Origin of the sequence: Bacillus sp. TL12, from assembly GCF_022625245.1 — a bacterium.
In the GTDB taxonomy this organism is placed as follows: domain Bacteria; phylum Bacillota; class Bacilli; order Bacillales; family Bacillaceae_G; genus Bacillus_A.
In genome coordinates, this window is record NZ_JAJJBY010000003.1 from 161,472 (window position 1) to 173,184 (window position 11,713).

The 11,713-nt window shown below is 34.1% G+C and carries 10 protein-coding genes and 1 pseudogene; 3 read left to right on the forward strand and 8 right to left on the reverse strand.

The window, feature by feature from the left end; translation table 11 throughout:
- Nucleotides 1-487: 487 nt before the first annotated feature.
- Nucleotides 488-1,231: a UMP kinase gene (gene pyrH, locus LOK41_RS04375; protein ID WP_174102262.1), complete on the forward strand. Its 744-nt coding sequence runs from the start codon at nt 488-490 to the stop codon at nt 1,229-1,231.
- Nucleotides 1,232-1,391: 160 nt separating this feature from the next.
- Here pyrH and LOK41_RS04380 read toward each other — a convergent pair whose 3' ends face one another.
- Nucleotides 1,392-2,060 (reverse strand): nucleoside/nucleotide kinase family protein, encoded by a 669-nt coding sequence (locus tag LOK41_RS04380; RefSeq protein ID WP_241815423.1) that lies wholly within the window; start codon nt 2,058-2,060, stop codon nt 1,392-1,394.
- Nucleotides 2,061-2,383: 323 nt separating this feature from the next.
- Here LOK41_RS04380 and LOK41_RS04385 point away from each other — a divergent pair, with 323 nt between their 5' ends.
- Complete coding sequence (locus LOK41_RS04385) at nt 2,384-2,806, forward strand: GNAT family N-acetyltransferase (RefSeq protein WP_241815424.1); 423 nt, start codon at nt 2,384-2,386, stop codon at nt 2,804-2,806.
- Nucleotides 2,807-2,993: 187 nt separating this feature from the next.
- Here LOK41_RS04385 and LOK41_RS04390 read toward each other — a convergent pair whose 3' ends face one another.
- The 7 genes and pseudogenes from LOK41_RS04390 to LOK41_RS04425 all read right to left on the reverse strand — a co-directional run bounded on the left by LOK41_RS04390 (nt 2,994) and on the right by LOK41_RS04425 (nt 10,953).
- A complete protein-coding gene (locus tag LOK41_RS04390; RefSeq protein WP_241815425.1) occupies nt 2,994-4,205 on the reverse strand; it encodes a phospholipase D-like domain-containing protein in 1,212 nt (403 codons plus the stop codon).
- A 766-nt stretch (nt 4,206-4,971) separates the two neighbouring features.
- A complete protein-coding gene (locus LOK41_RS04395; protein WP_241815426.1) occupies nt 4,972-5,304 on the reverse strand; it encodes an AzlD domain-containing protein in 333 nt (110 codons plus the stop codon).
- Entirely contained in the window at nt 5,295-6,023 is a 729-nt protein-coding gene (locus tag LOK41_RS04400; protein WP_241815427.1) for an AzlC family ABC transporter permease, read from the reverse strand. Before LOK41_RS04400 ends, LOK41_RS04395 begins: the two co-directional genes overlap by 10 nt.
- 79 nt (nt 6,024-6,102) lie before the next feature.
- Nucleotides 6,103-6,912: a TrmB family transcriptional regulator gene (locus tag LOK41_RS04405; protein ID WP_241815428.1), complete on the reverse strand. Its 810-nt coding sequence runs from the start codon at nt 6,910-6,912 to the stop codon at nt 6,103-6,105.
- A 403-nt stretch (nt 6,913-7,315) separates the two neighbouring features.
- Nucleotides 7,316-7,933, reverse strand: a pseudogene (locus tag LOK41_RS04415) (hypothetical protein).
- A 176-nt stretch (nt 7,934-8,109) separates the two neighbouring features.
- The gene (locus LOK41_RS04420) at nt 8,110-9,357 is read right to left on the reverse strand and encodes a DUF445 domain-containing protein (RefSeq protein WP_241815429.1); all 1,248 of its coding nucleotides are present in this window, start codon (nt 9,355-9,357) and stop codon (nt 8,110-8,112) included.
- A 249-nt stretch (nt 9,358-9,606) separates the two neighbouring features.
- The gene (locus LOK41_RS04425; protein WP_241815430.1) at nt 9,607-10,953 is read right to left on the reverse strand and encodes a D-serine ammonia-lyase; all 1,347 of its coding nucleotides are present in this window, start codon (nt 10,951-10,953) and stop codon (nt 9,607-9,609) included.
- A gap of 149 nt (nt 10,954-11,102) precedes the next feature.
- On the opposite strand from LOK41_RS04425, the gene LOK41_RS04430 reads away from it, so the two are divergent.
- On the forward strand, nt 11,103-11,648 hold the full coding sequence (locus tag LOK41_RS04430) for a helix-turn-helix domain-containing protein (protein WP_241815431.1): 546 nt from the start codon (nt 11,103-11,105) through the stop codon (nt 11,646-11,648).
- The last annotated feature ends 65 nt before the right edge of the window (nt 11,649-11,713 follow it).

The window sequence follows — 11,713 nt, forward strand, 5'->3', positions numbered from 1 at the left end:
TTCAATTTATAATAATAAACGCTCATTCACATGATATAAGCAAACCTACAAAATCAGACAAAAACCTACAACTTCGTCACAAAAGATTCGAATTTTTTTCTTTAATTATTCATTGACATCCTTTGGCGATAAAAAAGTGAAAATAACATTGATAAAATATCTGATTTCTTTGTATAATCTAAAAGATAAGTTTATTCGAACATAAATAAGATGAAAAGGAGTGGATATTATGAAGAAACTTAAGAAAGATTTCATTATAACTCTTCCTTTTCTATTTCACTTTCTCGTAAAGGAGCAAAGGCATTCGCCTCTGCTCCTTTTTTATTGAACTTAATATGCTACTAGCATGTAGAAATTTTTTACATGAGCAAAGCAATTAGATCAGGAATAAACTGCCTATAAGAACCCTATATGATGAAGACTAATTCTCAGTGGTAGTTACGGACTCCACTGAAAAATACTTTGCTTTAAATAAGGAGTGATGATAATGAGGCCATACAATCGCGTTTTAATTAAACTCAGCGGCGGCGCTCTCGCTGATCAAGATGGAAATAGTTTCGGTTCCAAACGTTTAGAACATATCGCAACTGAGATTTTATCAATTGTCGATTTAGGTATTGAAGTTTCTCTTGTCGTTGGCGGGGGTAACATATTCAGAGGCAATTTAGCTGAGGAATGGGGAATTGACCGCGTAGAAGCAGACAATATAGGCACATTAGGTACAATTATGAATAGCTTAATGCTACGCGGTGTACTCACAAGCAAGACAGATAAAGAAGTGCGCGTTATGACATCTATTCCGTTTACAGCGGTGGCAGAGCCCTATATTCGTTTACGGGCCGTTCACCATTTAGAAAAAGGATATATCGTCATCTTTGGCGGCGGTAACGGGCAACCGTTCGTTACTACGGATTACCCGAGCGTCCAGCGCGCAATTGAAATGAATAGCGATGCGATTTTGGTCGCAAAACAAGGTGTAGATGGCGTCTTCACAAGTGACCCAAAAAGAAATAAGTCAGCAAAGATGTATCGTCATTTAAATTATAACGATGTTGTTCGGAACAACATTAAAGTGATGGACCAATCAGCCTTATTACTTGCTCGTGACTATCATTTACCAGCACATGTTTTTAACTTCGATGAACCAGGAGTTATGAAAAAAATATGTTTAGGTGAGCATATTGGCACGTTAATTAATCATGAGTTAACAGAACTCGTAGAAGAAAAGTAATTTTTTCAAGAATAACTCGAATGCAATACTGTGTTATAGGTGTGATATTTCAGCACACCTATACACTTTCTAAAAAGTAGTATCATAACGAATAATGCCCCTATTATCCACAAGTCATGAAATACTCTTATGTTAACTGCTACCAATACTATTGCTAAAATCACAAATTCTGAAATACAACCCTTGGAGCTTCAATATCATTATTCAGAAAAACTACATCTGCACATTGCTTTGGCGCGTGTTCTTCCCTATACATATGACAAGCCGCATGATATCTTTGTAAAAACATTTCCTCTGCCTTCTCCTTATTCCCAAAGGCTCTCGCTTCTCGACTCGAACCACGTTCTCTCGCGATTTCAAAATCTGTTTCTACAAATATTTTATAATCGAATAAATGTTGAAGCTCTTTTTTTAATAAAAAAGTACCATCTATTATAAATATCATATCTTTTGAAGCGAGTATGGGCTCTGTTTTCATATACATATCCGTTTCTAAATCATGTGATTTCATCACGTATCGCATATTTCCATCAGGCCCTAACGGAATCAATAATTGCTCAGCAAATGATTTATAATCATGAGCATCTTCATAATATCCTTTAGCTGATTCTTTTCCTTGTGAATATCTAATTGTCCTTGGATTGTGAAAATGATCTATACTCGCCCGAACGACTTTTCTTCCTTGCAAATGAATTTCTTTTTGTAACTCATTTGCAAATGTTGTTTTCCCAGATGCTGTTATACCGCTAACACCGACTCTTAATGGATGATCTAGTTTAAACATGAGTATGCGCTCTACAATCTCACGAATAGCAATTTGACGATTCAAATGCCACTCCTCCTTCAAAGAATATTTTAATGGAAAAATAAGGTTCCGAGTGTGAAATATTATAGAATTTATTTTCGCTTTTTAAATGTTATATGGTTTGAACAGTTAAAATAAAACTCGAACTAGCATTACTTTCCATAAGTTAATAATAGATATTATACGCCTAAGTTGGAGGTTAGATCGAATTATTATTTTTGAATATTAGAAAATAATAACATAATATTAAAAACTTTGTGTTAGAATAAATAGATGATGATGCTTATTCATAAGAGAAATTTGTCTCAAATTCATCATTTCACAAAAATTGCAGGAGGAGAAAAGGCATGGATTTACATATTACAAAAGAATTAAATACCACTAATAAAAACAACATTAATAATAAACTTTATGAATATAATGTAAAGCATTTCCCAACAGATTTAAGGGGTAGATATCAGGAGATTCAGTTATTCCTTAAGGATGAAGACGGCAAGGTTCGCGGAGGAATATTAGGTGAAATTTGCTGGAATTGGTTAGAGATTCATACTTTTATACTTGATGAAGACATACGCAAACTAGGTTATGGAACTAAACTTTTATTAGAAATCGAACAAATAGCTTTAGAAAAAAGTTGTGATTTCATAAAAGTAGATACTTTAAGTTTTCAAGCATTAGATTTTTATAAAAAGCACGGTTATCAAGAGTTTGGTGTCCTTGATCATGTCGGCAGAGATTTTCAGCATCACTATTTAAAAAAAGATTTATAAATGATTTAGGCTTGGACTGAAAAAGTCCTACAATAAACATTAAAACGCTCCGAGTTTATTCTCCGAGCGTTTTTGAATACTAATTCTTTTTTATTTCTACTAAGAATTACAATGTTATTCCATTTACTATTTAAAATTCCATCCACAACAATGGCATTCTTTCTCATCAATCCTCCATCCCTCTTCATTATAAATAGTAATTAAATAACCATGCGATTTTTTCTTTACTCTTCTCTACAAATGACAAATCCTCAAAGAATTCCAAAGTCATCTCTTTTGAGTCTTGAAAATCCTGCTCTAACGCATAATTCACTTGTTGAACCATTGGACCACCATATATATAGAAATCCATTTCATCATTAATATAAAAACTACGTGAAGTAAAATTCGTTGTTCCTATAACTATTGTTTCATTATCAATAAACATTAATTTCCCATGAAACATTCCTTTTTTATAACCATGTACAGCCATCCCATTTTGCACTGACTGACGAATATATGGATACGCTGCTTCTTTTATAAGCGGGATATCCGGTTTATAAGACCAAAGCACCTTTACCGAGACACCACGTTTTCTTGCCTGAATTAAAGCATTCATAAGTTCTTTATCTCTCGGTATAAAATAAGATGTAGCAATTATGATAGAATCCTTCGCTTGTTTTATTAATTCCATATACTTCGCAACAACTTTATGTCCATTATAACTAGACATCGTATGTAGCGTTTTTCCTTTGATATTAGGTGGAGCTGTTCTCGTAATTTCTTCTGAAGTATCTCGTTTCCAATCTAACACAAACTGTTCTTCTAAATCATTCACTCCTTCTCCTTCCAAGCGCACATGATAATCTCGCCAATAGCCAAAGCGCTTGTCCTTCCCTAGGTATTCATTACCAATGTTAAATCCACCACTATATCCTATTTTCCCATCTATCGTTGTAATACGGCGGTGATTGCGATGGTGTAGTGAATAGAAAAAGAATGGAAAATCCGGCTTTCTACTATATGTAAAATGGATACCACTCGCTTTCAATTCCTTCGTAAGCTTTCTTTGGAATGATAAATCATTAATCCAGTCGACCGATAAATATACTTCAACTCCTTCCTCTGCTTTTTCTTTCAACAAGTTTAAAAATGAATGACTGCTTTCATCATCAGAAATAATATAGAAAAAAGTGAAAATGGAATGTTTCGCCTCTTTTATATCAGAAAACAGCTGTTTATATAACGATTTGCCCTCCACATACAACTGAAAGTCACTATAATGAGGAGCATATTCTTTCGGTTGATTTTTCTCAGCCTCTAGTTTTCTTCCCATAGTTACATCAATATACATCCAAATAAAGAGAAAAATTACTATGCTCATGATAATAAAAATAATACGTAATATCTTTTTCGCCATCTTGTTTTCCTTCCGTACAAAATAATTGTCTTCGGATAGTATTTCAATAGCGATTATGTTTTATGAACAATTACGGAAAAGGATGTGGGCATAATTTCAAACGGAAAGAAGCATCCAGCAAGCAAGCCGTTTCAACAATTACTATATAATACAAATGAGAATAACTGAACGTTTTCTCAACATTATAATATATACTCATAATGATGAATAATTCTCTTTATTTTTCTTCTATATATTGGGGTTCAACCGAGATACGTGTGAAACCAAGTCAAAGAGATATACTATTTACCAACTAACAGTTTCTGAGAGGATGTGTATTTGAAAATATGAAATATCCTAACTGTTGAACTAGCTGTATCAAAAATAATTCGTAATATTATTAGTAAAAGACCTTTTTTCACATCGTAATCTGATTGTGGAAATAAAATACAGCTTATGATCCCAAATTGCATATATCTCGGCTGCCCCCTAATTAACGCCTCCGTTTAAGAAGAAACAGAGCTTCCATAATGATAACTCATTATATTGAACTGTAAATAAATCACCTAAAAAATGGGGGTAACTAAAAATAACACCACTTCGTTCATTATTGGACATGTATTTATCTGCGGGAACGCAATATGCTCTTTACAATAAGCTATGCTTTTATCATAGCAATTAAATTCAACATCGATTTCAACCCTTATTTTTTATCCTACCGTTCTATTGTTATCCTTTCCTGCAATGGCTGTTGCATTTAAACGTGGTACTTGCCCAAATAAAGTATTTAGTTTTGAAACAAAAAGCGTAAAATTATAATAGAAATAATACCTCCCAGTACGGTTCCCAGCAAACTACGTGTTTTTATCGCAATAAAAAAAGTCGGTATGGCTGCTAAAAATTCAATGTTATTTGTAAGAGAGGAAATCTTTCCATCATGTATAAATATCTCTTGACCTATCAAAGCAGCTATAACAGAAATGGGGACATAATTTAACCATCTCATTCCCCATTCTGGTAATTCAAAACGACTTAGTATCATAAGAGGAACGACCCTTGGAATGAACGTTACAAAAGCTGATCCTAGAATAATCAAAAAAACTTCCCATCTTACTTCCATTTTTCCACCACCATTCCTATTGTTGAAGCAATAATTGTAGCAACAATAACACCCATACTACTGGACAACATGAAAGAACTTCCCACAGCAATGACAACTGCTATAATTGCGACAACTATATCAAGTCTGATTTTATTACGCCCTAACATTGAGAGTATGAGAATTCCAATAAACATGGCTGGTAAGGCAAATTCTAGACCAAATTTCTCAGGATTTGAAATCCATTGTGCCAATAATGCTCCTGCTAAATTAGCTACAAGCCAATTTAAATAAGCTGTTATGTTGAGGCCATGCATCCATTTTTCACTGATTCGGTCTTTTTTCGCAGTCTCGTTAATAGCGACACCAAATGTTTCATCGGTGAGTAGAGAACCTACTAGCATGTTCCTAAGTGGTGAAAGATGCCGAAAATAAGGTGCTAGGGCTGCACTAAGTAAAATATGACGAAGATTAACAAAGAAAATAGTAATAATAATGGCAGTAAGAGAACTACTTGTTGCCATCATTCCTGCAGCAATAAACTGAGCTGAGCCAGCATAAAGAATTAAACACATCAGAGCTATCTCAGCTATGCTAAGTCCCGCAGCCTTTTGAATAACACCAGCAGCTATTCCGATACTTAAATAACCCAGTAATGTAGGGATACAATCTTTTACTCCTTTAATAAAGCTATCTTCATCTCTCTGAGACGAATTCATTTGGACGTTCGATAGACTCATTTCATTCCCTCCTTATTTTTAAAAACTAGAAGCTAACACACTAACTACTACGAAAATATGAAAGAAAATACGGTTCAAGTTATTTGAACCGTTTTCCAGTAACAACATGAAACAGGTTAAGGTTGTTTTTCCAGAGAGCTTCTGTTTTCTCAGGACCAACTTCTTTAACTAATTCTGAAAACATAATGTCATGCCTGATGTATTCCATAGCAATTAATACAAGTGCTGGATCTTCTGTTTTTATCGCCCATGCAGACGTATTTGGAGAAAAATTTGCAATTAATACTTCTTCATTGTCCCGTGCAACAATCGTTAATCGACCATTCATACGCTCCTCAGCTACTTCTGGAGCCATGTAATTATGATGAGTGGTTACACCAAGCTGAATCTCAGGTGCTCCAAAAAGAATAGAAAAAACATGAATTTCATCATTTAAACGCCTATCTACAGCACCTTTTATACAAGAGACTTGTGGTTCCCAAATCGACAACCATATTTCTTCTTCTGCTTTATCTATCATGTCAATCATTTCAGCCACAACACGCTCATCACTGCTGATGCGTCGAATGACATCTACTTCCTGTTCACTTTCTAAAGCAGATAAATTCTTTTCAAGATAATCCATAGAATTTTCGAAGTTATTACGTAATCGACGGATTAATTCTTTTGCTGGTAAGGGTGCATAGGTTACAGGGTCAGAAGGTACTGTATAAACCGCACCTTTATCTATTAATTTTGCCAACACTTCATAGATTGTTGAACGAGGTACACCTGACCTTTTACTGATTTCATATCCTGTTATGGGGTAATTTTTTAAAAGTCCTATATATGCTTTACATTCATATTGCGAAAAGCCCCATTTCTGAAGTTCTTTATAAAGTTCTTCCATAATAACTCCTTTAGTAGTTAGTGTATTACTTACTATAGAATAAAATGAATTATCTGTCAAAGCTTTTTACTAATCCTAGTTCCTTATTCAACTAAACTGCCCCATTTGTTTAAATGAAAATCTTCACAATTTTGATGCTATATTTTAGTATAATTCTTCAGAAGAACATCCAGATACAAACAAGCAAGAACAATGGTATAAAAATACATTAAAGTTTTGGAACGGCGCTCATCATTTATATATCCAAAAAACTTATAATGTTAATGTTCTTGAAAATTAAAAATCTATAATAAAAAACCTTTCACATTTATTATGCTGTGTAAAAGGTTTTTTACTCATTTTTCATAATTAATATGACCTATTGAAAAGAGTAGTCTCATTATTGTATCATCATTCAACAATGTTATACTCTCCACTGAATACCCAGCTCTTCAAAAACTACCTTGCTCTCCGCTAATCCCTCTTCATCATCGAATTCTATCATTTGAACCTCTTCTGTCGTTAAAATAATACCATCTAAAGGTTGTTCTATCTTACGTTTAAAAATAGATTTGAGTAATTTAATTTGTCCATCTGACAGTTCATATTCTTCTTGCCATTCATTTATAGCCAGTTCAATGTCCCTTGCTTGTCTCTCTATAAGAAATCCTCCATTATCAATCATCTCATCCAGTTCATCTTTAGAATAGAGTCCATCGCTATTCCTCCAAAAGGCTGTGGTAATTACCGGTACTGTCTCCCCATACATATCATCTAACAAATATTGAAGTGTTTCGCTGCCAGCTAACCCTTGTACTACGTCAGGTGAACCCTTAAAGTAGTCTAAAGCGTTTTTATTATCCGATATTCGTTCGCTATTATCATCACAAAAAGCGGCTACCAAATAGTTAGGATGAAATGTAATTGTTCCTCGTGCTCCTGAACTATCATGCACGCTATAATTAAAGCCCTCTCAAGATTGTTCGTGAGCAAATTCAGGACTATGCGCAACATTGATTGCGTGAACAATTGAAGCTAACATACACCCTTTCTAAAGGTTATTTCTATGTCAATTTATCTTTTTCATCTACATATTCCTTTTCTAGTTCATCTATCAACAGTTTTTTATCTTTCACTCATAAATCGTTTAGTAAAGACTTTATGTAAGTGTTGTCACATCAAGCTGAAACACCTCATGATACATATTCTACCTTCAGCTTATATCACAGCCTTCAATCCTTCTAACACCAACCCAATCATAAATCCACAAACAGCACCGTTCACTCGAATCCACTGCAAATCTTTGCCGACGTTATTTTCAATCATTTCGATTAATGTTTGATCATCTAACTTATCAAGATTTTCTTGGACAAGCTTTCCAATTTTAGAATGATTATTTTCAACAAGATTAGCAATTTGCTTTTGCAACCAGTCTTCCATTTTTTGAACTGTTACTGGATCTTCTTTCACTTTGTTCATTTGTTTTGTTAAAAATGGGAGAAGATACTGATCTACAAATTCTTCTTTTTTAATAGAAGCAACTACTTTTTCTTGTGCTTGTCCTAACAATTCTTTTATTTTTTCAGCAGCATTCCAATTTGTGATCCAATTTTCTTTCCACTTTTCTAGTTCTCGTAATACTGCTTCATTTTCCTTAACATTCATAAGTTCTTGACGAATTTTCATTAATATAAGCTGTCTTGTACTATTATCAGTATCCTGCAAACTACTTATGTTACTAACAACAAACTTCTGTAAAATCCCCCCAATTTTATCTTCATCCACAATATTCATGAACGATTTAAGAGTAAACTGCAAAAATCCATCTACCTTTATATTTTCCATCGCTTTCATTCCCAAGCTCCCAAGCTGATAACGCGCCTCCTCTTGGGCTGTCCACTCTTTCGCCTTGACTAACATATAATCAAGTGTTTTTTCATCATATTCCTGTACAACTAATTGATCAATTAGGACTTGCAGTATGTTTCCTGTATTAATCGTATGTAAATACGTTTTCAATTCTTTTTCAATTACAGTAGCTAACTTTTCAGTATTCATTTGAAGAATTGCTTTTTCAGCAATTGTCACAATCCCTTTTTTTACAGTATCCGATTGCATCTCTCTTTCAGCGATTTGTAACACCAATTGCGCCAACTGCATTTCTTTCACTTTACCTGTTATGCTTTCCTTCGTCAGCCACTCATTCTCTAGTGTAGAAATGAGTCCTTTTGTAACCCGTTTCCTGTTTTTAGGGAGCAGCGCTGTATGCGGAATCGGAATACCCATCGGATGGCGAAATAACGCTGTAACAGCAAACCAGTCGGCCAGTCCTCCTACTAATCCTGCTTCAAATCCACCTTGTATAATCTCTCCTGCTATCGTTCCTTGAAACGGGATTGTTGCAGCAAAGCCAACCCCCATTACTCCAAGAGAAATACCCGCTAAATATTTTGACTGTAATGACATTGTATATACACATCCTCTTATTATGTAAAATGAAGCTTCTTCATTATATTCAATACATATTCGTAACTCTTTATATTTTATAAAAGTTTATATCTATACTATAATCAACCTAGTTAAAAATAACAAAGAATTTTAGCATTTATTAGAATGACCAATTAGGTATACAGTAAATTGAACTAATTTCCATCCAATCTTAGAGGGATTCTTATTTAAATAAAAAAGATGAGGCTATCCAAGCCTCATCTTTTATTACTTTCTTTCCTCTAACGCTAAATTCAAACCCTTTTGATAATACTGCACCATCACTTCTTCAGGAACCATGCTACCACCAGTTCCCCAAACAATATGTGTACCTTTTCTTGCTTTTTCTGTTAAATAATGCTTTTGCAAATACTCTTTTTCTTCTTTACATAATTTAACCGGTCCAATCATCCCTGCTAGTGCAGAAGGCTCTAAGTAGATTTTTTCTGTATCAGCAAGCTCTTTTAACAACTTATATAACTCTTCATCGCTAACTGTGTAACTCCCACTTAAAAATGGTTCCATCGTTTTTCCAACAAATCCAGATGCTCTTCCTACCGCAAGACCATCCGCATCTGTTACATTATCGATACCAATATCTTGAACCGCAATTTTATCATGAAGCCCTGTCATTAAACCAAGTAACATACATGGTGAATGAGTAGGCTCTGCAAAGAAACAATGAACATTGTCTTTATACAATAACTTTAAGCCAAATGCTACTCCTCCAGGTCCACCACCTACCCCGCACGGAAGGTAAACGAATAAAGGATGTTCTTCATCTACTACAATCTCTAACTCTTCTAACTGCCTTTGCAATCGAGATGCTGCTACCGAATACCCTAAAAATAAATCATGAGAATTTTCATCATCAACAAAATAGCAGGTAGGATCTGCATTTGCTTGCAGACGCCCCTCTTCTACCGCTTTACTATAATCCGCTTCATATTCAATAACCGTTACCTTTTTACTTCTTAGTAAATCTTTTTTCCATTGTTTCGCATCAGCTGACATGTGAACAGTTACGTCAAAGCCTAACTTAGCACTCATAATGCCAATACTAAGCCCTAAATTGCCCGTCGATCCTACTGCAATGGAATACTTCGAGAAGAAGTCTCGGAATCTATCACTATCTAGAACGGAATAATCATCTTGCTTCGTTAGCATTCCGTGCTGAAAAGCTAATTCCTCTGCATGTTTCAACACTTCATAAATGCCGCCCCTTGCTTTTATTGATCCTGATATTGGAAGATGACTATCACATTTTAGTAATAATTCCCCTAATATAGATTGCTCATAATTTTGCTCTAAAGAACGTTTCATAGACGGTATTCTCACTAAAGGTGATTCTATAATCCCATTCGTTCCTTTCGTTTCTGGGAAAACTTTTGCAATATATGGTGCGAAACGCTTTAATCTCTCTTCAGCATCTTTTACATCGTCCCTCGTAAGCGGAGAAGCTTGTATCGCTGTTTGGAAATTTTCAATGTTCGAATTCACCCAAAATATCTCTTCCAATGAAATTAGATTGTTTAATAGTGGATATTGTTCTTTCAATTCCTCTATTCCCTTCATTTCTCTTCCTCCTCATGTCCTTGTAGCCAGTTGTATAATAAATTATAATTAAATAAATTTTAATACAGTTTAACACAAAATCATGTTTATGTTAATTTTAATTTAATTTATTTAAATATAATTAAACAAATTATTAAGGAGAATGCACCATGGAAAATATAGATATCGGTAAAAAAATCGAAAAGCAAAGAAAAGCTAAAGGATTAAGTAGTAGAGAACTAGCAAAGATGGCTGAAATTACACCATCTATGCTAAGTCAAATTGAACGTGGTTCCGCTAATCCTTCCATCCAAACATTGAAAGTATTAGCTAAATCTCTTGATGTTCCAACATTTAGTTTTTTACTAGAAGAAACAAATACAGATGATTTAATCGTACGGTCCAGTAAACGAAAAAAAATGATTATTGACAATTTATCCTATGAATCGTTATCACCAGATTTCACAGGAAGTTTAGCAACAACAATTATGACTGTTCCTCCGAACACTTCTTCCTCAGAAAATCTTTTAGAGCATAAAGGAGAAGAATTAGCATTTGTTTTAGAAGGAAGGATTACGGTGTATTTAGATGAAGTAGAGTATATATTAGAAACTGGTGATAGTGTAAAAATACCAGCGTATTTAAAACATAAGTGGATAAATAATTTTAATCAAAATGCAGTTGTCCTATTTTCAGTTACCCCGCCTATCTTCTAATACTTTCAGCTAAAAACACAGTAAAAGGGCAATACATAAGTAATATGTATTGCCCTTCTTTTTTG